The organism is Dictyobacter aurantiacus, assembly GCF_003967515.1.
Taxonomy (GTDB): domain Bacteria; phylum Chloroflexota; class Ktedonobacteria; order Ktedonobacterales; family Ktedonobacteraceae; genus Dictyobacter; species Dictyobacter aurantiacus.
On sequence record NZ_BIFQ01000001.1, the window covers coordinates 3,009,574 to 3,030,569 of the forward strand.

The 20,996-nt window shown below is 54.5% G+C and carries 18 protein-coding genes; all 18 read left to right on the plus strand.

Features of this window, described 5'->3' with window-relative positions; genetic code table 11:
• Positions 1–13 precede the first annotated feature (13 nt).
• Positions 14–955: a ribose-phosphate diphosphokinase gene (locus tag KTT_RS12125; protein ID WP_162511812.1), complete on the plus strand. Its 942-nt coding sequence runs from the start codon at positions 14–16 to the stop codon at positions 953–955.
• A gap of 395 nt (positions 956–1,350) precedes the next feature.
• Entirely contained in the window at positions 1,351–2,775 is a 1,425-nt protein-coding gene (der, locus tag KTT_RS12130; RefSeq protein ID WP_126596221.1) for a ribosome biogenesis GTPase Der, read from the plus strand.
• Positions 2,776–3,015: 240 nt separating this feature from the next.
• Positions 3,016–3,900 carry a PP2C family protein-serine/threonine phosphatase gene (locus tag KTT_RS12135; RefSeq protein ID WP_126596222.1) on the plus strand — a complete coding sequence of 295 codons (885 nt, stop codon included), beginning with the start codon at positions 3,016–3,018 and terminating at the stop codon, positions 3,898–3,900.
• Positions 3,901–3,931: 31 nt separating this feature from the next.
• Positions 3,932–6,001 carry a protein kinase domain-containing protein gene (locus KTT_RS12140; protein ID WP_126596223.1) on the plus strand — a complete coding sequence of 690 codons (2,070 nt, stop codon included), beginning with the start codon at positions 3,932–3,934 and terminating at the stop codon, positions 5,999–6,001.
• 12 nt (positions 6,002–6,013) lie between these two features.
• On the plus strand, positions 6,014–8,017 hold the full coding sequence (locus KTT_RS12145) for a protein phosphatase 2C domain-containing protein (RefSeq protein ID WP_126596224.1): 2,004 nt from the start codon (positions 6,014–6,016) through the stop codon (positions 8,015–8,017).
• 150 nt (positions 8,018–8,167) lie between these two features.
• A complete protein-coding gene (locus tag KTT_RS12150) occupies positions 8,168–9,406 on the plus strand; it encodes a vWA domain-containing protein (RefSeq protein WP_126596225.1) in 1,239 nt (412 codons plus the stop codon).
• 101 nt (positions 9,407–9,507) lie between these two features.
• Positions 9,508–10,200, plus strand: a complete 693-nt coding sequence (locus KTT_RS12155; RefSeq protein ID WP_126596226.1) for a double zinc ribbon and FHA domain-containing protein — start codon at positions 9,508–9,510, stop codon at positions 10,198–10,200.
• Positions 10,201–10,452: 252 nt separating this feature from the next.
• On the plus strand, positions 10,453–10,587 hold the full coding sequence (rpmH, locus tag KTT_RS12160) for a 50S ribosomal protein L34 (protein ID WP_126596227.1): 135 nt from the start codon (positions 10,453–10,455) through the stop codon (positions 10,585–10,587).
• An 18-nt stretch (positions 10,588–10,605) separates the two neighbouring features.
• The gene (gene rnpA, locus KTT_RS37665; protein WP_160145817.1) at positions 10,606–11,001 is read left to right on the plus strand and encodes a ribonuclease P protein component; all 396 of its coding nucleotides are present in this window, start codon (positions 10,606–10,608) and stop codon (positions 10,999–11,001) included.
• A 1-nt stretch (position 11,002) separates the two neighbouring features.
• Entirely contained in the window at positions 11,003–11,230 is a 228-nt protein-coding gene (yidD, locus tag KTT_RS12170; RefSeq protein ID WP_126596228.1) for a membrane protein insertion efficiency factor YidD, read from the plus strand.
• Positions 11,231–11,254: 24 nt separating this feature from the next.
• On the plus strand, positions 11,255–12,331 hold the full coding sequence (locus KTT_RS12175) for a YidC/Oxa1 family membrane protein insertase (RefSeq protein WP_126596229.1): 1,077 nt from the start codon (positions 11,255–11,257) through the stop codon (positions 12,329–12,331).
• Between the two features lie 92 nt (positions 12,332–12,423).
• Positions 12,424–13,374 (plus strand): RNA-binding cell elongation regulator Jag/EloR, encoded by a 951-nt coding sequence (gene jag, locus KTT_RS36160; RefSeq protein WP_160145818.1) that lies wholly within the window; start codon positions 12,424–12,426, stop codon positions 13,372–13,374.
• A 127-nt stretch (positions 13,375–13,501) separates the two neighbouring features.
• On the plus strand, positions 13,502–14,380 hold the full coding sequence (locus tag KTT_RS12190; protein WP_126596231.1) for a PfkB family carbohydrate kinase: 879 nt from the start codon (positions 13,502–13,504) through the stop codon (positions 14,378–14,380).
• Between the two features lie 201 nt (positions 14,381–14,581).
• Positions 14,582–15,967, plus strand: coding sequence for a S53 family peptidase (locus KTT_RS12195; RefSeq protein ID WP_160145819.1), 1,386 nt, complete (start codon positions 14,582–14,584; stop codon positions 15,965–15,967).
• Positions 15,968–16,092: 125 nt separating this feature from the next.
• Positions 16,093–17,211 carry a glycine cleavage system aminomethyltransferase GcvT gene (gcvT, locus tag KTT_RS12200; protein ID WP_126596233.1) on the plus strand — a complete coding sequence of 373 codons (1,119 nt, stop codon included), beginning with the start codon at positions 16,093–16,095 and terminating at the stop codon, positions 17,209–17,211.
• 77 nt (positions 17,212–17,288) lie between these two features.
• Positions 17,289–17,684: a glycine cleavage system protein GcvH gene (gene gcvH / locus KTT_RS12205; RefSeq protein WP_126596234.1), complete on the plus strand. Its 396-nt coding sequence runs from the start codon at positions 17,289–17,291 to the stop codon at positions 17,682–17,684.
• A gap of 465 nt (positions 17,685–18,149) precedes the next feature.
• The gene (gene gcvPA / locus KTT_RS12210) at positions 18,150–19,502 is read left to right on the plus strand and encodes an aminomethyl-transferring glycine dehydrogenase subunit GcvPA (protein ID WP_126596235.1); all 1,353 of its coding nucleotides are present in this window, start codon (positions 18,150–18,152) and stop codon (positions 19,500–19,502) included.
• Complete coding sequence (gene gcvPB / locus KTT_RS12215) at positions 19,499–20,983, plus strand: aminomethyl-transferring glycine dehydrogenase subunit GcvPB (protein ID WP_126596236.1); 1,485 nt, start codon at positions 19,499–19,501, stop codon at positions 20,981–20,983. The genes gcvPA and gcvPB overlap by 4 nt, the downstream gene beginning before the upstream one ends.
• Positions 20,984–20,996 lie beyond the last annotated feature (13 nt).

Consider the following 20,996-nt stretch of genomic DNA (forward strand, 5'->3'; position numbering starts at 1 on the left):
TACCAGGAGGTGCATTTTGGACGACTTGAGTATCTTCAGCGGGAACGCAAACCGTCCGCTGGCAGCAGCCATATGCCGGCATCTGCGAATTCCTCTGGGAGATGCAGATGTGTTTCAGTTCAGTAACGAAAATATCTTTGTCAAGATCAACGAAAATGTTCGTGGCCGTGATGTTTTTGTAATTCAGCCGTTCAGTACACCCGTCAATCGTTCAATTATGGAATTGCTGATCATGCTCGATGCGTTGAAACGAGCATCGGCGGCCCGCATTACCGCGGTAATTCCTTACTATGCATATGGACGTACCGATAAAAAAGACCAGCCCCGCGTACCGATCACGGCTCGGCTGATCGCCGATTGTATTACCGTTGCCGGCGCGGATAGAGTTCTGACCATGGATATGCATGCTGGGCAGATCCAGGGTTTTTTTAATATTCCCGTTGATGAGCTAACAGCCCAGATTATTCAGGCGCGCTATTTTGCCGAGAAAGATCTCCAGAATTTTACTGTCGTATCGGCCGACGAAGGTTTTGCCAAGAAGGCACGCAGACTGGCGGATCGCCTGGACGCTCCTCTGGCTATTGTAGAGAAGAGGCGCCTGGGAAATAACAGCATCGCCGAGGCGATGGGCATCATTGGCAACGTCGAAGGCCGCAACGCCTTGATTGTAGATGATGAGATCGACACGGCCGGTTCGCTCACACAGGCTGTGCGTGTCGTACATGAGGGAGGCGCGCTGGACATTTATTGTTGTGCCACCCATGGTATTTTTTCTGGCTCGGCCCTTGAACGTCTCCGGAAAGCACCCATTAAAGAGATTGTGATTACCGATTCTATCCCATCTCCTGATTCGGCCCTTTTGCCCAATCTGACAGTGCTCTCTGTATCTGAACTGATAGCTGGCACTATCAGCCGCATCCACGATGGTCGTTCGGTATCTGAATTATTCCGGTAATCTAGGAACGGTCCCATGTTGAAGGAAGCGTGGGTGCTCGGGCACGGGGCCGCTGCGCGGCAAACTGGGGCAAGCCCGGCACCTACGGCGGCAAAGTGGGCACGTTCTTGTTTCTTCTTCTCTTCCCTTATATATTTTTGTATTGGTGTATGAGGGGGTGCGCATTAGCGCACCCCCTCATACACCAATACAAAAAACCAGCGCGGCCGCGCATGCGGACGCCCATGCGGGGGCGCTTAGCTTACCTGCAAGAGGAACGTCTGGCACTTGTATGAGAATTCCGCCCGCAGAGGGCGATGGTAGATTGTGTTATAATACCCACGCGCTGCGCCCGGAAAGGGCGCGGGTACGCGATAGAGGAATGTTTTGCACCAGGAAAGGGTGGAGGGGCATTTATGAAGCCGCTTGTTGCTATTGTTGGCCGACCAAACGTCGGCAAATCCACATTTTTTAATCGTATGATTGGCGAGCGTCTCGCCATTGTTGAAGATATGCCGGGCACCACCCGAGATCGCCTCTATGGGGATACCGATTGGAACGGACGCGAATTTACCTTGATTGATACCGGTGGCCTGGAGCTTGGCACCGGTGTGCCCGTGGGGCAGGTTGGTTTGCATGGTCAGTCTGGTGATTTGATGGACCATGTGATGGCGCAGGCCCAGCTGGCCATTGAAGAGGCGGACGTCATTGTGTTTATGGTTGATGCGCGTTCTGGCATCACATCCGCCGATGAGGACGTGGCCCATCAATTGCGGCAGACCAGGAAGCCGGTTATCGTGGCCGCTAATAAGGCCGACAACAAAGACCGCCGTATGGACGCGGTCGAATTCTATACGCTGGGTCTGGGTGAACCCATCGTGATCTCTTCTATCCAGGGTATCGGCACCGGCGATCTGCTGGACCGTATTGTGGAGGAGCTGCCACCTGCCGAGGAGATGGAAGAAGAGGATGAAGAGGGTCTTATTCGCATCTCCATCGTCGGGCGCCCAAACGTAGGCAAGTCCTCGCTCTTGAACGCCATCACCGGCTCAAAGCGCTCCATTGTCAGCGACGTGCCGGGAACCACCCGTGACGCGATCGACACTACCATCGAGTTCGAGGGACATAAGATCCGCCTGGTTGATACCGCCGGTATTCGTCGCCGTGGCCGCATCGGAGCTGGCGTCGAAAAGTATAGTGTGCTCCGCTCGGAGCGAGCCATTGATCGCAGTGACGTCTCCATTCTAATGCTGGACGCTACCGAGGGTTTGGCGGCCCAGGACACACATATCGCCGGAGCTATTCATGATCAGGCCAAAGGTGTCATCGTCGTCGTCAACAAATGGGACCTGGCTCAGGAGCAGCGCAAGGCCGAGCGTGAAGGCGTCTATGCCCATCCCAACGATGAGATTCAGAGCGCGGAAGAGTATCGCGAGATTCTGGCTGAAGGACTCAAATTCATTCCCTATGCCCCCATCGTGTTCGCCTCGGCCAAAACCGGCTATCACGTAAAGTCGATCCTTGAAGCAGCCATAAAAATCGCTGAGATGCGCTACCTGCGCGTGCCCACCTCGCGCCTCAACGAGCTCGTCCAGGAGGCCACGCGTCGCCATAGTCCAACTGTCATTCGCCACAAGCCATTGAAGATCTACTACGCGACGCAGGCGCGGGTCAACCCGCCCACCTTCGTCTTTTTTGTCAATGACACCGAGGCGGTCCACTTCTCGTATGAGCGCTATCTGGAGAATCGCCTGCGCGAAGCTTTTAGCTTTAGAGGCACCGCCATTCGCCTGCAGTTCAGGCCACGCTCCGCCAAAGAACAACGCGAAGACAGGCGCTGATAACTGCGACATTGCACACCTGAAATATGACACGACCTCACCTGGTCAGAGATTGCCGCTACAACCGCAGTGCTTTTTACTGCGTATATATGATGTAACTTATAAAAAAGTACATCATATTCATGCAAAAATTATAGAAATGTGTTATTCGGCCTGCCGCAATTGTCACGAATACTACTATATGCTATAGTGGACATGTAACGGACAGAGGAGTCTCCTGCTTGGGTGAGGTAATTTATTATGCTTTTAAAACTTACTGCTGCTGATAAAACTGATGTTGGGAAACAGAGGGATCAGAACGAAGACTATGCTTATAAGCGCGTAGAATCTTCAGAAGATGGTGATCGTGGTTTATTCATTGTGGCCGACGGCATGGGAGGCTATAAGGCAGGAGAGGTGGCAAGCAAGTTAGCCGTTGAGACAATCAGTAAGGCGTTAGATTTTTTCTTTAAGCCTGTCCATGATCAGCCAACTATCAAGCTGGACAAAGCAGCGTTGGATCCAAATAAGACTGTTAAATTAAATTCTACCCCGGCAAATGCACCTACCAGTCAAAAGACACAAAAACTGCCTGAGACGCAGGCGGTCTCTTTAATCGGAGACCAGCTAGCAGCGGCCATACAACAAGCCAACAAAGCCATCGTGAGCTATGGTGAAAAAAAATCATCGGCTCGCGGACTAGGCAGCACGGTTACAGCCGTGCTTATTCAAAATGATCAGGCGTATATTGCCAACGTTGGCGACAGTCGTACGTATCTGTTACGAGGGAACAAATTAGCTCCTGTCACCAGGGACCACTCGCTGGTCGCTCGCCTTGTCGAGTCGAAGCAGATCGAGCCAGACGATGTTTACACCCATCCCCAGAGGAACCTGATTTATCGTTCGCTGGGTGCTGGCCACAAGCATATCGAGGTCGACATTTTTCATGAACAGCTGGAGCCTGGCGACAAGTTATTATTGTGTTCTGACGGATTATGGGAAATGATACGGCACCAGGATCTGCTCAAAGCGCTCGAAGAGCAGAATAGTCCGCAAACGATTTGCGACACCCTAATCGACCTGGCAAATGCCAACGGTGGGGAAGACAACATCTCAGCGATTGTTGTGCATATCAATGCCCACTGAGCATGTGAGCGCGCTTGGAGAATAAGTTTGTATGGCTCTCCCAATAGGTACTGTCCTTGACGGAAAATTTAAAATTGTGCAGATTCTTGGCGAAGGTGGTATGGGCACCGTCTACAAAGTAGAACAGATTGGAACCCCGCCAGGTACTCCTCCCTATTATTATGCTGTCAAGGAACTGCTCATCAACCCCAACACCAGCGAAGAAGATCGTAAAGCGGCCATTGACCGCTTCAATAAAGAGATTGCCCTGTTACGGGGCTTGAAACATCCGCGTATTGCTGCCCTGATGCTCCCTTTTCAAGAGCGAGGCAATTATTACTTTGTCATGGAATTCGTGCCCGGTCGTAGCCTTGAGAAGATTCTGGAGAACGCCAGAGGGCCGCTGCCCGAGGAACAGGTAATAAAGTGGATGGTTCAGGTATGTGAAGCCCTGACCTACATCCATACACGCAACCCTCCTATTATCCTGCGAGACCTGAAACCAGGAAACATCATGGTCTCACAGGATGACGAGGTGCAGTTGATCGACTTCGGCATTGCGCGCCGCTTCGATCCCAATAAGCGAACCAACACAGAAAACCTCGGGACCATATCGTATGCCTCACCCGAGCATCTAGGTTCAATTACGATGCCTGGTCAGCGACGTTCCGCCCATAATCCAGGAAAGCTCGTACAGACTGATGCACGCTCCGACATTTATTCATTAGGAGCGACCATGTATCACCTGCTGACGAACTACGAACCCGATCCGATTCAAACACCCCCACAGGGAGGTGTGCTGGCAAAAAATCCCCGTCTAAGGACCGTCCAATTAGGGAATAAGACCGTTTGCCCTGTCGAGCAGGTCATCATTAAGGCCATGCAGCAAGATCCCGCCCAGCGCTTTCAGAGCGCTGAAGCGATGCGTGTCGCTCTACTGCAATGCTTACCCAATGCCGCGCCGGCTACGATTCAGATGCCCGTGATGTCGCCTAACGCTACGATCGTCGTGCCGACCAATACAGGTGCGGCCTCAGGCGTCGCCGGTGGCATTATTTGTCCCAAGTGTGGTTTCCAGAATCGACCGGGGGCGAAATTTTGTAAACGCGACGGACAGCCACTGGTTCAGGGAGCAACGATCGCGCCGCCACAGATACGCGCGCAGGCTGTGCGTGCGCCGATTCAGGCACGGCCGATCCGCCAACCGATTCAGCCAAGACCCATTCAATCGCAACCTATTAAGCCCCGGCCCGTACAATCAAATGGAAGGATTCAGCCGCGACCGGCGCAGCCGATTCAGGCACGTCCGGTGGGTACACCGACCGCGGTAGACCCGATGGCGGCGTACCGCGCGGGCCTGCAGGCCCTGGCCGCTAAAAACTATAGTGAGGCGATCCGCCAGTTCAAGCTGGCACAGAGCCAGGGAGTATCGGCCTACGATGCGCTCTACAATCTGGGGCGCGCCTATCGCCAATACGGACAATCGGTGCGTGAGACGGATTCCAGGCTCTTCAAAGAGAATATGAAGCATGCCGCTGAATATTTTGAAGACGCCTTGCGTGTGAAGTCGGACGCCCTGGATGCACGTTTTCAACTGGGTATGTGTTACCGGGACCTGGCCCTGTATCCATTGGCGATGACGGCCTTCAAACAGGCGCAGCAAACCGCGCCCAATGATCCAGCCGTCTACTATCAGCTGGGCCTGGTGGCTTTGGAGCAGGGGCTGACCGGTGAAGCGGTATCATACCTGAAGCGAGGATTGGAGATTAATCCGGATCACGCGTTGATCTTAATAGCACTGGGTCGCATCTACATCGACATGAAGAACCAGCTCCCTGCTGCTATTTCCACTCTATTCCACGCCGCACAGATTGATCCTGCTTTATGGGAGGCCTGGTATGAACTGGGACGCGCTCATATGAAGGAAAAAGAATGGAACCATGCTTTAAGTGCCCTGCGTCGGGCGCAGCAAGTCAATGCCCATTCCGCCTCGATTTATAGCGCGATGGCAACCTGTTTTTTCAACTTAAAGAAGAAGTCGGATGCCCGGCAGATGGTCAGCGAGGCATTGAACCTCGATCCTAAAAATGCCGAAGCGATCCGTTTACAAAAACAACTCTAAAGGAGGGCAGCAATGCTCTGTCCGTTGTGTCATACACAAAATCGTGACAATGCCAAATTCTGCAAAGGCTGTGGACAGCTATTAGCGGTCGAAGTGGTGGCCGGCGCGCAGCTTGATGCGGGGGAGCAGCAGGAATCTACAGAACAGGCCCAGACACAGGGAACGCCACCGCCCTCCTCACATGCTGAGGATGCCGTCCAGTCCCAGGCCCCTACCCCGAATGAAGAGCCCGCGAAGGCGGCTACGACAACCTCTAATCAGGAGACGACAGTCCCTGAGCAGAAGCAAGAGTACGCGGAGAAGCATGCCTCGCAGGACGACAGCGAGGATGTCAGCCAGGCGCCGACGCAGATTTTGACGCCCCAGCAGATGCTGGCTTTTCATGCGCGCCGCTGGCAGCAAGAGAGCGAGCACCAGTCGGGGACAACCTATGACGACATCGCGGACGCCCCCACGCTTCTGATCAGGCCCGAGAAGGTCAATGGGCAGCCAGCCAGTGAGCAGCCAGCCCCACCTGATATCGCGGACATGCCGACGACCATCTATCAGCCTCAGGGCGCGCAGAATGAAGAGTCCAACGCCGCGAACGGGCAGGCCGTACAGGAGCCGGAGAACGGGTTGGATAGCTATGCCGCCGTACCGGTCGGTGAGGACCCGAAGGGATCCCAGAAACCAGCTGAATCCGAGGCTACGAATCAAAAAAGTGAACAGGCAGAACATGGAGAAGTTTCCACTCCGCAGGATGAGGCTTCTGCACTGCCTGCGAAGGAGGAAAACTTGGAGCCTACCAATAACGAAGGCGAATTGGAGCCGACCACCGAGCAGCAGCCCAATGAAACAGAGCAGCCGGCGGCGGGCAACGCGGAGAAGCTGCCGCTCTTAGAAGTAGGCAAGACCGTTGGTGGACGTTACGAGGTCATGCAGGTGCTGAGCGACGCAGAGAATGAGCACACCTATGAGGTCACCGATCGCCAGGGATATCAACATTGCTGGAACTGTGGCTCCGAGCAAAATGCTGAAGGGGACGAGTTCTGCATCGATTGTGGAGCGGAACTGCTCAATGCCTCGTATCTGCTGCACGAATATCCTGTGTCCGCCCAGCAGGGAGGCGAGGCCCAGGTGCTGCAGGGAGCGATAGTCAATACCTTTGTCGATCAGGGTGTCACATACGTGGTTGAGCAGCCACAGGCCTCCCAATCGGCCTTCCCCAATGGCGTACACCTGATTGCCGCCTCGGATTCCGACGCTGGAGCCGTCCGACGGAGTGAGCCGAACGAAGACAGCACCATGACCCTGGTTTTTGAGCGCGTCCACGAATCGATCTCTTCTCCTGCTGGCCTGTTTGTCGTGGCCGATGGCATGGGTGGACACGCCAATGGACAGGGCGCCAGCCGGGCGACGATTGCTCTGATTGCCGAGCGCGTGACCCGTGAACTGCTGCTGGCCCCCTTACAGGCAGAGAAAGCCGGGGAAGAGGCTGCTAAGGCCGATGACGAAAGCTATAAAGAGCTCCTGCGCGGAGCCATTGAAGACGCCAACACCACCCTCTGTCAGATCAACCAGAAAGAAAAATCCGACATGGGCTCAACCCTGACTGGTTTTATGATTATAGGGGATCATGCGTATATCTTCAACGTAGGCGATAGTCGTACGTATATGTTACGAGACGAAAAAATATATCAATTGACCAACGACCATTCACTGGTCGGGCAGCTGGTAGCAGGTGGCTTAATCGAGCCCGATGAGGTATATACCCATCCGCAGCGGAACCAGATTTTCCGGAGCATCGGCGATAAACAGAATGTTCAGGTAGATCTCTTCACGCAGCAGATCCATCCCGGTGACATACTCTTGAGTTGCTCGGACGGATTATGGGAGATGGTACGCGATCCACAGATCGCCGACATCCTCAATCACGCGCCAGATCCACAGGCCGCCTGCGCGCAATTGATAGAGGTCGCCAATACCAATGGCGGAGAGGACAATGTCAGCGCCGTCGTTGTTTTTGTACGCTAAGAGCTGTGTTATCGATCTCGTTGACCAGGGGACGCGAACGTGTGGGGAAAGCGCCCGCAAGGGGCGCACCTACGGCGGTCGTGGCGTCGTTGGCGATGAGATTTATGATATACTAGGGAGCCAGCCGAATGCGAAAGGAGCAGATGTAACATGCCCGGAGAGGTAACTCTGGCCCACCAATTAGGAAAAGATTATATGCCCGTTACTGGTGGCAGCCAGCTCGCATATCTGTTATTAGAAGCCAAGCCGACGGCTTTAATGGCGCAGGTACGTATGCCATTGAATTTCGCCCTGGTTATTGACCACTCAGGCTCGATGAAGGGCGCGAAATTAAGAAATGTGCGCGAAGCGGTAAAGATGGTTATTGACCGCCTTGAGCCCAGCGATTACATTTCGGTAGTCATCTTTGATGATACTGCGCAGGTGATCATTCCATCTATGCCTGCTAACGATAAGCCAGGCATGAAGGCCGCCATCGATCGGATTCAGGATGCTGGTGGTACCACGATGTCTCTAGGGATGATCCAGGGTCTGGGAGAACTGCGCCGCTGGAATATCCCGAACGCGGTGAACCGCATGATTCTGTTGACAGACGGTGTCACCTATGGCGATACTGATCGCTGTCGCCAGCTGGCACGGGATGCCGCCGCCTCTGGCATCTCGATCTACCCTCTCGGCATCGGCTCTGACTGGGATGAAGGCTTGCTGGACGACGTCGGGCAGTTGAGTGGTGGCCTGCCGGCCGAGTTCATCAAATCGCCCGCCGACGCCATGGCCATCTTCGAGCAGCAGGTCCAGAGCGCGGTAGCCGTCGCGGTCCGTAACGCTACCGTTACGCTACGCCTGCCAACCGGCGTCACCCCGCGCAAAGCGGTCAAGGTCCTGCCGCTGATTCGCGACGTGGATGCATCCTCGCTGTCGGACCGCCAGGTGGTGATCAATCTGGGTGATCTTGAAAAGGATACCCCGCAATCGGTCCTGATCGAGCTGATGATCGATCCACGCCCGGCTGGGCTCTTCCGTATCGCCCAGGCTGAACTGAGCTATGATGTACCTGTGGTTGGATTGACCGGTGAGAAGATTCGCGAGGATATCAAGGTGACCTTTAGCAGTGATCCCAACCAGACCTCGCAGGTCAATGCCCTGGTGATGAACTTCGCCGAAAAATCCAATGCCCAGCGCCTGGTGACCCGCATTCTCGACGAATACAAGCGCACCGGTAAAGCGACCACCAAAATCGCGCCCAACGTTACTCGTGTACTGGACGCGGAAACGCTCTCGGCGATTGAGCAGATCAATCAAGGACAACAGATTTCCCAGGAACAGGTAAAATCTATCGGAAATAAGACGCGTAAGCTTACACAGCGATTAGACGATCTACTTCCGTAATATAATAGAAAAACCTACTCCTTTTTCGCGTGCCGCTCCAGGCGGCACAAGAAGGAAACCCGAGTAGTTACAAAATAAAAGGCAGAGGAAGGAAAATTCTTATGTCGGTACGATGTTCTTTAGGCCACGAAAATCCAGACGGGTCGGCATTCTGCGATGAATGCGGCGAGCCGCTAAATACCGCAGCCGATTCGAGTGCCGCCCCGGCTCCTCAGGCTCAGGCCCCGGCTGCGCCAGCCGCTCCCGCCCCCGCGGGCACTGCTGGAACCCAGACCTGCCCCTCCTGTGGAGCGGAGAATCCTGTCGGTGAGGCATTTTGTTCCAACTGTGGTGTGAGCCTGTTGGGCGCGCCCGCCCCGGTCGCGGCGGCACAGCCAGCCGCTCAGGCCGCGCCAGAACCGGCTGCCGCCCCTCAGCAACCTGATCAGCAGCAGCAGGCCTCCGCGGCCCCTGCCGGTGCTCCGGCAGCCTTGCAGGCCAGATTGATCGTTGAGGCGGACAACCAGGAATTCGACCTCGGTGGCAAAGATGTCATCACCATTGGACGTGAAGATCCCGTCAGCAACATCTATCCGGATGTCGATCTGACCGCTAATGGTGGTGAAGAGGGCGGCGTCTCCCGTCTGCATGCGCGCATCTTTGTTGAGAATGGCCAATATATGCTAGAGGATGAGAACAGCACAAACTTCACATTCCTCAATCGGCAGCGCCTGGCCGGCAAGACGCCCACGCCGCTGAACGACAACGACGAGATCCGTCTCGGTCGTGTCCTCTTACGGTTCAAAACCCCGTAAGAAAAAATGACATCATTGAGGACTTTTCTGTTAGCATAGTATGGAGAGGCCGGCACAGACTTTTCTGCTCGCCTGGCCTCTCTGCTGGTTTCACGCCTACGTTTCATTGGTTGGAAGGGACGCGACGGACTTCACAGCCAGGTAACATTCTGCGAAAAGTCCAACAGTAAATCCTGCCATCAGAATTGACAGTCTGCTCGATACTCGCTATAATCTACGGGATATCTTGAGTGGAGGCTAAGAAAGGGTCTTATGAAACGCACCTGGCAACCAAAACGCATTCCGCGTAAACGCGAACACGGTTTTATGAAACGTATGTCCACCCGCAATGGACGTCGTGTGCTCAAAGCTCGCCGCGCCAAAGGGCGCTGGAGCTTGACTGTTTAAATTCGAACAGACATTATTGTGGCACTCAACCGTGCGTTCCGCTTACGTAAGAATAGTGATTTCCAGCGAGTAAGGCAGCAGGGAGGCAGTACAGCGTCCCGGCTGCTTATCCTCGCGTGGAAGCCCAATGATCAAGCTACATTGCGCGTTGGTTTTGTAGTAAGTAAACGCATTTCAAAACGCGCAGTACAGCGAAATTATATTAAACGGCTACTAGCAGAGGCGGTTCGCCCCCTTTTAGCGGATATTCCTCCCGGTTGGGATATCGTTTTTAGCGCAAGGAATCAGATCGTTGGTGTACGCTTACCTGTGTTGATACAGGATGTATCTACATTGTTACGTAGAGCGCGACTTCTGGAAGGCTCCCCCCACCCGGTGGAGACGAAAGAGTTGAATACACGCAAGGGTTTTTAATGTGAAATATATCGCACTTTTCTTGATTCGTGTCTATCAGCGCACGCTGTCGGTGGTCCTGCCCTCATCGTGTCGGTTTACCCCTTCATGTTCCCAGTACGGATATGAGGCTATTCAACGTTTTGGCTTTTTCCGTGGCGGCTGGATGACTGTTAAACGTATTGGCCGATGCCAACCATTTTATCACGGTGACCTCTATGATCCGGTTCCAGAACGTCTGGGTAACTAGGTCAAGGAAGGCAGGAGAGTTCTTGTGGGCGAGATAGGTAATCTCTTTAATATCATTTTTACGTTCCCCATTTTTAATGGTCTAATACTTCTCTATAACCTGTTCGGTGATTTTGGTCTCTCAATTGTGGTGCTGACGCTGATCATTAAGTTGGTCCTCTTCCCATTGACGTTGCAGCAGCTTAAATCTACCAAAGCCACCCAGGCGTTGCAGCCGCAGGTGCAAGAGCTTCGCAAAAAGCATGCGAACGATCAGCAGGCGCAGATGGCGGCCATACAGACATTGTACAAAGAGTATGGTGTCAACCCGGTGGCCGGTTGTTTGCCCCTGTTAGTGCAAATGCCAATACTGTATGGGTTGTATTATGCTTTGAGCGCTGGTGTACGTACAGATAAGCTGTACGACATTAACGCGCACCTGTATCCATTTGTTCCTCATTTCACCACGATGCCGAGGCTGACCTTAGACTGGTTCGCCTGGCTTTCATTTTTGAATCCCATCTTGCATGTCAACTGGAGCTGGACGATCCCCCTATCACATCCTGACCCATCGCACGTCCTGCCGATCCTGGCCGGCCTGGCAACGTTTGTCTCGCTGCGTATGGCGCAGCCGAAGACCGCGCCTGTCACGACCAACAACGGCAAGCCGGCGGCCGCGGACGCCACCCAGCAGTCGATGAAGATGATGCAATATATCATGCCTTTCTTCACCGTCTTCATCGGTTGGACTTTTCCTGCTGGCCTGGCCCTGTACTGGACCGTTTCGTCGATCTTCCAGGCGGTACAGCAATACTTTGTTACCGGCTGGGGTGCGCTACTGACGGCACCGAGCATGAAAAAAGAGGTCGCGCCAGCGAGCACTGCTAGTAGCGTGGCGCCCAAAGATGATAGAATAAGCAGCACACCATCGTCTCGTACCCAGAAGCCAACGGTGGTTGAGAGCAAGAATGATGGTGTTGGCAAGAGCGACAGCAACGCAATTTCGCAGTTGCGCACGACCACTCCCAAAACAAACGGTAGCGGTCCTTCCCAGTATACACGTCGACCACGTGGGGGAAGTGCGTCGGCCCGTAGACGTAGCGGTTCGCAAAAGGCCCGCTAGTCCGCGTTCGCAATATGCTAAATTTCGATCACCCTGTCCTGCCACAGGGTGATCGTGGTCATAGATAAATTTTACAGGGAGGCACGGAAACAGTGGAAAGCATAGAGGCTAGTGGCAAAAGTGTTGATGAGGCGATCGTGCAGGCGCTAACACGCCTGGGCAAGCGCCGTGATGAGGTGGACATCGCTGTTCTACAGGAGCCCAGCCGGGGGGCCTTCGGTCTGGGGAGCAAAGATGCCCGCATACGCGTGACTGTTCGCCCGGGGGCAACCAGTTCTGGCAACGCAGGTGCTATTATCACCCCTGAAATGGCTGATGCTATCCTGGGCTCGGGCGATGTCGAAATTCCTCTCCCCGAGGAAGAAGAGGAGCTCTATGAGGACGAGGAAGAAGAGTTCCTGGAAGAAGAAGAGGAAGAAGAGGAAGATGAGTACGAATATGAGGACGAGGGAGAATTAGAAGACGAAGACGATGAGCCTGTGCCTTTCATTGCTTCCTCTGAACCGTCTTTGCAGCCGCTGGTTGAGCAGGCCGCTGCCGCTGGCGCTGGTGATACTGTGCAGGATGTGGAGCATCCTTCCCGTGAGGATGTAGAGATTACGGTTGATGTCTTGCAGCATATTTTGCGTTACATGAATATTCATGCAACGGTGCAGGTACGCTCAACCAGTCCTCTGACCCTGAATATTCGTGGCATCAATGAGAACCTGGGCCTGCTGATCGGGCGCCGTGGCGAGACTCTGGCCGCCCTGCAGTTACTGGTTAACCTGATTGTCAGTCACCGCACCAAGCATCGCATGCGTATCATCGTCGATGCCGAAAACTATCGCGAGCGCCGCGAAGAGAATCTGCGCTCCCTGGCTCTGCGTGTAGCACAGCAAGTGCGCAATTATCGCCGCTCAATCGCTCTGGAAGCCATGCCTCCGCATGAGCGCCGCATCGTACATATCGCTTTGTCTGATAGTAAGGACATCAGTACGGAGAGTATTGGGGAGGGCGAAGAGCGCAGGGTGGTAATTTCATTGAAGCGACCAGCACGCTAGCTCGTCACCATATTTGTATTCAGTGGTAGAAATAGCGCCCGTGGCGCCCATGCATTTTACAAGTTGTTTCCAAAAAGGGGCATGCCGCCCTTTTTTGGAAATAATTTGTAAAAGAGGATAATTATTTGTGTCTCGACAACCCGATTTTTTAACGCTCGGTCATGTTACCCGTGATATGCAGGATGATGGTTCTTTTGTACTTGGCGGAACCGTGACTTTTGCCGCCCAGACCGCCTATCACCTGGGATTGGACACAGCGATCGTGACATGCGCGGACCCCGAGGTGGCTCAACTCTTATCAACAACATTGCCAGGGGTCGCTCTGCACGTCTCCTCTTCTCCCCAGACGACCACATTCGCCAATCGCTATCACGAAGGTTTTCGGACCCAGTACCTCTATGCGCGAGGCGCTGATATTACCGAGACCGACATTCCTCTCGACTGGCGCAATAGCGCTGGCATCGTTCTCTTTGGACCTCTTACCCAGGAACTGCGGCCCGAGATGGTGACCCACTTTCCCCGCCGTCCAGGTATGTTGCTGGCCGCGACACCACAGGGCTGGCTGAGGCGCTGGGACGCCGATGGGCGTGTCTGGCCTACCCCCTGGCGGGACGCGGAAAAGGTCCTGCCCTTCCTGGACGTTTTAATCCTCAGCCATGATGATCTGCTGCCCTTTGCCTCCGGTGATCGCGGTGAGGCCGATCGGCTACTGGCCCATTGGAGCATGTTCGTTCCCTTGCTGGTCGCTACCGATGGCCGCCACGGAGCCACCCTGTTTCAGAAGGGACGGCCCAGTCGCTTTCCCGCCTACAGCGCCCACGAAGTCGATCCTACAGGTGCTGGAGACGTGTTTGCCGCCGCCTTCCTGACGCATCTCTACCGCCATCGTGATCCCGCGCAGGCCGTCGATTTTGCCAACTGTGTGGCCGCTTTCTCCATCGAACAAACCGGCATCAGCGGTATCCCCACCCTCGCCCAGGTCGAACAACGCCGCCGCATCTCATAGGTTCGGACCTCGCGTCCGATTATTTTATTCGGACGCGAGGTCCGCACATAATCGGACGCGAGGTCCGAACCTATGGCTTGCTGAGATTATTATACTTATAATAGCATTGGCGATACACGCCTGGCATCTTCAAATGGCATATTTCGTTGTTGATGGTTGGGGGTCGTGTGCAAGCAAACATGCCAGGAGGATATGCTTTCTATGCTGAACCATACTATCTCTCACCAATTTACCGGGAAGATCTGGCTTTATGCTCTTGTCTTGAATCTTGCGATGGCCCTGCTTTCCTCATCTGGTGCCGCTATGCATGTTGGTGCCAGAGGGATAATTCGCCATGCCGCCATCGTCTCTCCCCACTATCGCTACCTGGGCCGACCATATGATTCGCTGTTCTCTAAATGCCAGATAAGTCAGTCTGATAAGCATTGCTATGGTGTTGACCAGATACGCAATGCCTATAGTATCGCTCCATTACTGGCACAGGGCTATACCGGTAAGGGACGCAGCATCGTGATCATAGATGCCTACCAGGCGCCGCACCTGCGCGATGATGTTGCCGATTTCGATGCTCGCTTTGGCCTGCCGCCGATAAACTTGAATATCGTTGTACCCGATAAGCTGCCAGCCTGGGACAAGCAAGATGACACGCAGCAGACCTGGTCCGCCGAAATCTCGCTGGACGTTGAGTGGGCCCATGCGATCGCCCCGGATGCCTCGATTACCCTGGTTGAGTCGAAAAGTGAGAACGATCCAGACCTGATTCGCGCCTTGAATTATACCATTGATCATGATTTAGGCGATATTATTTCTATGAGCTTTGGCGAGAGCGAGGCCTGCGCGACAGCGGACGTCTTAAAGAACTGGCATAAAGCCTTTGAAGCGGCAACCAGGCTCGGCATGACATTGCTGGCGGCCTCAGGGGATAATGGACCCGGTGAGCAGACCTGCGATAACGAGTCGTGGAATAAGGCCGCGTCGATCCCGGTCTCTGATCCGCTGGTGACCGGTGTAGGTGGTACCACCCTGGAGGCTGATCTTGTAACGGGCGAATATCAGAGTGAAACGGTCTGGCGCGATCCCGGCAGCCAGTCAGCCAGCGGAGGTGGCTTCAGCGATATCTACAAGAAGCCTTCCTATCAAGATCATATCGTGGGTATCGCGGATAAGCGAGGGACGCCCGACGTGGCCTATAATAGTTCAACCAGCCGTGGCGTGGTCGTCGTCTGGTCTGATGGTGAGCATGGTCCTGGTAGTCTGTATAGCTTTGGTGGTACCAGTTCTGGAACTCCTCAATGGGCGGGCATCGTGGCGCTGGCGGACCAGTATGCCAATCAGCGGTTGGGCTTTATCAATCCGCTGCTATATCAGATTGGAAAGAAGTCCGACTGGTATCGGAGCGCGTTCCATGATATCGTTAGTGGGAATAACGGCGTTAGCCTGTCGGCTACTGACGACACTATCGTCACGCTGGATGGATATAAGGCTGGTCCTGGATGGGATGCCGCCACTGGCTGGGGAACCCCCATCGCCTCACAGCTGGTTCCTCTGATGGCCACGCTGGTCACAACCCATCAAATCACATCCTAGCCTCGTGAACTTGTTCTGCTTTATTGTGATCCCCAAAAAAATCTGATATAGTGGACTGGTAAAAGTTATTTTCTGCGCTTAAAGCAGCCAGGTCCATTGAAACGTACTGGATGGAGTATTTGGGAATGACAACGAACGACAATGGCGTCTCACAACTGAAGCGAACCCCTCTTTATGAGCGACATCGCGCCCTGGGGGCGCGCCTGGTCGAGTTCGGTGGCTGGGAGATGCCGGTACAGTATAGCAGTATCCTGGAAGAACACCAGGCGGTTCGTACGCGAGCGGGACTCTTTGATGTTAGCCATATGGGCGAGTTTAAGGTAGAGGGACAGGATGCGCTCCCCTTTTTGCAGCATCTTGTACCAAACGATGTCTCGCGCCTGGCGATTCAGCAGGCTCTCTATACACAGTTATGTTTGCCCGACGGCAATGTCATAGATGATCTGCTCATCTACCACCTGGCGGAAGATCACTACATGCTGGTCGTTAACGCGGCCAACATCGACAAAGATTTCACCTGGGTGCAGCAGCAGGCAAAACAGTTCCAGCACGTTTCACTGTCTAATCAATCGGATACCACCGCGCTGATCGCGTTGCAGGGGCCGCTGGCTCTCGATATTTTGCAACCATTGACCGCCGTGGATCTGAAAGATATGCGCTATTATCGTTTTGTCCCGGGCGAGGTCGCGGGCATCCACTGCTTGATCTCACGTACTGGCTACACAGGCGAGGATGGTTTTGAGCTCTACTGCTCCTCGGCTGATGCGGTCGGATTATGGGATAGCCTGCTGGCAGCCGGCCAGCCCAAAGGACTGCTCCCGGCGGGCCTGGGTGCGCGCGACACCCTGCGCCTGGAGGCGGGCCTGTGCCTGTATGGACATGAACTGGATGAGCAGACCAATCCGCTGGAGGCTCGCCTGGGCTGGACCGTCAAACTGGCCAAGGGAGCATTTATCGGGAGCGAAGCCCTGCAGAAGGTCAAAGAGCAGGGTCCGAAACGCTTGCTGGTCGGCGTCCAATTATTGGAGCGAGGTGTTCCACGCGGTGGGTATCCCCTCTATGCCGGCGAACAGCAGATTGGCAGCCTCACCAGTGGCGCCCCCGGTCCAACCGTCCAGAAGAACATCGGTATGGGATATGTCGATGCGGCGCATGCCGAGCCTGGAACCTCTATTTTTGTAGAGATCCGAGGCAAGCGTATTCCTGCTCAGATTGTAGCATTGCCCTTCTATAAGCGAAAATAAAAGTTATATATCCGGGTGGTTGCTACACCACCCAGCTATTCAAGCACTAACCGTCCTGAGAAAGGGAGAAACGAACGATGGCTAGCCTGAATCATCCTGCTAATCTAAAGTATAGTAAAACTGATGAATGGATACGTGTGGAGGGCGACGAGGCCGTAATCGGCATCACCGATTACGCCCAGGACCAGCTTGGCGATATCGTCTATATCGAGCTACCCTGGGAGAGCGGCCAGAGCATGGCTGTGGAAGAGAAATTCGGCGATATCGAATCGGTTAAAGCCACCTCTGAACTGGTCTTACCCGTGAGTGGTGAAGTCGTCAGCGCCAACGAAGAGCTCAAAGACCATCCCGAGAACATTAACGATTACCCCTACGAGCAGGGTTGGATGTTAAGAATCAAGCTCTCTGACCCCTCCCAGGTTGACGCTTTGATGAATGTAGATCAATATCTGCAATATTTACAGGGCCGCTAATCATACGGGAAAGCGCCCGCAAGGGGCGCACCTACGATCCATGGAAACTTTGTCTATAGAAGGGGCAGGGACGCGTGCGTCCCTGCCCCTTCTATAGACAAAGTTTCCATGACATTCCTATATCTCTATAGGATTTTGGATATATGGCGTAGCTATGCGATATAATAATAGCAACCATTGAAAGAACACAATGTGCATACAAATGTGCTGCGTTCTCTGGTCTAGCGATGTATATATAGCGATGCCGTACGTGGATATGCCAATCCACTCGCTTGTGCTGTCTTCCTCTGATATTCAGTCAACAGATTTGCCGCAAGAGGTACTCAAAAAATCCATCGTAGTAACAGAATGCGAGGCACTGTATTTAGCATGCAATTCTGGTTATATCGTAGTGGCTCCCCTTGCGCGTCATGAAAGAAGCAGCCGAGTCCGGGGAGCTTCGAGACCCAAGGGAGAGTTCACTGAATGAGCTATGTGCCAAATACGCAAGAAGAGCAGCAGGCTATGCTGGAGCGCCTGGGCCTTTCTTCGCTAGAAGATTTGTTGACGCCCGTGCCCGCTGAGGTTCGCCTGGGCGACGCGCTCGATTTGCCGCCCGCGTTACCTGAGCCGGATCTGAAGCGTCTGATGAGTCGGATGGCGGCCAAAAATAAAAGCCTGGAGACAACCATCTCTTTTCTCGGTGCCGGTACCTATGATCGTGCCATCCCCAGTGTTGTTCCCCATTTGCAGAACCGTTCGGAATTCGTGACCTCTTACACCCCCTATCAGCCGGAAGTGAGCCAGGGTATGTTGCAGGCCATCTATGAATTTCAGACCATGGTGTGTCAGATCACAGGACTGGATATCGCCAATGCCTCGCTGTATGATGGTTCGACGGCGCTGGTCGAGGCATCTTTGATGGCGTTGGGTCCGGGGGGTCGTGGCGAGATTGTCATCTCGGCCGGTGTGGATCCCCAGTATCGGCAGGTGCTGCATACCTACGCTTTTGCTCGTGGCTTTAGCGTGAAAGAGATCGGCCTGGAAAATGGTGTGACCTCCCTGACGGACCTGAAGGCGGCGGTCGATAAAAATACGGCCGCGGTAATCGTGCAGCAGCCCAATTTCTTTGGCCGCGTCGAAGATATGCGCGCCATTGAACCGATCGCGCACCAGGGGAAAACGCTGTTTGTGTCGGTGATTACTGAGCCGGCCTCACTGGGTGTGCTGGCCCCTCCAGGAGACTATAACGCCGATATCGCCGTGGGTGAGATGATGAGCCTGGGCAATAACATGAGCTATGGCGCCCCAGCTCTCGGCTTTATGGCCGCCCGGCAGAAGTTTATGCGTCTCCTTCCCGGCCGCCTGGTTGGACAGACTATCGAGGAGGGCGAGCAAAAGCAGACCGGTTATGTCCTGACGCTGCAGACGCGTGAGCAGCACATCCGGCGTGAGCGCGCCACCTCCAATATCTGCACCAACCAATCCCTGCTGGCCGTCGGCGCCACTATCTTCCTGGCCGCCATCGGCAAGCAAGGCTTCCAGGAGCTAGGTCAACTCTGTCTACAGAAGGCTCACTACGCCTTCCGCCAGATCACCGCCATCCCAGGCTTTGAAGCCGCCTTCAACGGTCCTTTCTTTGATGAATTCGTGATCAAGTGTCCCGTCTCTACCAGCCGCATGGAGCAATTGTTTGAGCAGGCGGGCATTATCGGCGGTTATCCACTGGCTGAAAGCTATCCCGGCATGGACAACCATATGCTCTTCTGTGTGACAGAGACGCGTACAAAAGAAGATATCGATACCCTGGTCAGCGTGTTGAAAGAGGTGCAGGCATGAGTGTAGAGACATTAATTTTTGAAAAAGGCGCTCCCGGCAGGCGTGCCGCGACCATGCCGAGCATGGATGTGCCGGTGGAAGCATTGGATAGCATGATCCCTTCTTCATTGCTACGCGAGGAGCCAGCGCCTTTGCCAGAGGTCAGCGAGATCGAGGTGGTGCGTCACTACACCCATCTCTCGCAGCGCAACTTCGGGGTCGATACCGGTTTCTATCCGCTTGGCTCCTGCACCATGAAGTACAATCCCAAGTTGAACGAAGATATGGCCGCGCTGCCTGGCTTCGCGCATATCCATCCCTTGCAGCCCGCAAAGACGGTGCAGGGAGCGATCCAGCTCATGTATGAGCTTGAGCGCTACCTGGCGGAGATCTCCAGCATGGCGCGCGTCACCCTGCAGCCATCGGCGGGTGCTCATGGTGAGCTAACCGGATTAATGCTGATCAAGGCCTATCATCAGAGCAAGGGTCAAGGGCACCGCAACCTGGTGCTGATCCCCGATAACGCCCATGGCACCAATCCGGCCAGCGCCACGCTGGCGAATTATAAGGCGGTCGAAGTCAAAAGTGATGATCGCACCGGTGGCATCGACATGGAGCACCTGAAGACCCTGCTGGATGCGCATGGCAATGAGGTGGCGGCCATCATGCTGACCAATCCGAACACACTGGGCCTGTTTGACGCCAATATCGCGCAGATCGGTCGCATGATCCACGATGTTGGTGGGCAGCTCTACTATGATGGCGCCAATGCCAACGCCGTGCTCGGTATCACGCGTCCTGGCGATATGGGTTTTGACGTGGTCCACTTTAACCTGCACAAGACCTGTAGCACGCCACACGGCGGTGGTGGACCTGGAGCGGGTCCGATCGGTGTCAAAGCGCACCTGGTGCCATTCCTACCTGGCCCCCTGCCCGCCAAGAACGCGGACGGCTACTACTGGGAGGAAGCTGGCCCACAATCTATCGGCAAAGTGCGCGCCAACCTGGGCAACTTTGGCGTGTTGGTACGCGCCTACACCTATATTCGCTTCAATGGGCCCGATGGCCTGCGCCATGTCTCTGAGAGCGCTATCCTTAACGCCAACTATCTGCGTCAGGAGCTCTCCTCGGATTATGAGACCGCCTATCCGCTGATCTGCCAGCATGAATTTGTGGCTACCGCGCGCAAGCTGAAGGAAGAGCATGGGGTCACCGCGACCGACATCGCCAAGCGCCTGCTGGATTATGGCATGTACGCTCCGACCATCTACTTCCCTTTAATCGTGCCTGAGGCCATGATGATCGAGCCTACCGAGACCGAAACGAAGGAATCGCTGGACTACTTCATAAGCGTCATGCGCCAGATCGCTGAAGAGGCTCGCACCAATCCCGAACTGGTCAAGACGGCTCCCCATACAACCGTTATTGGTCGTCTCGACCAGGCCCTGGCCGCCCGCAAGCCCAACCTTCGCTGGCAACCGGGTCAGGAGGTAACTCATTAAAATAAATGGGGAG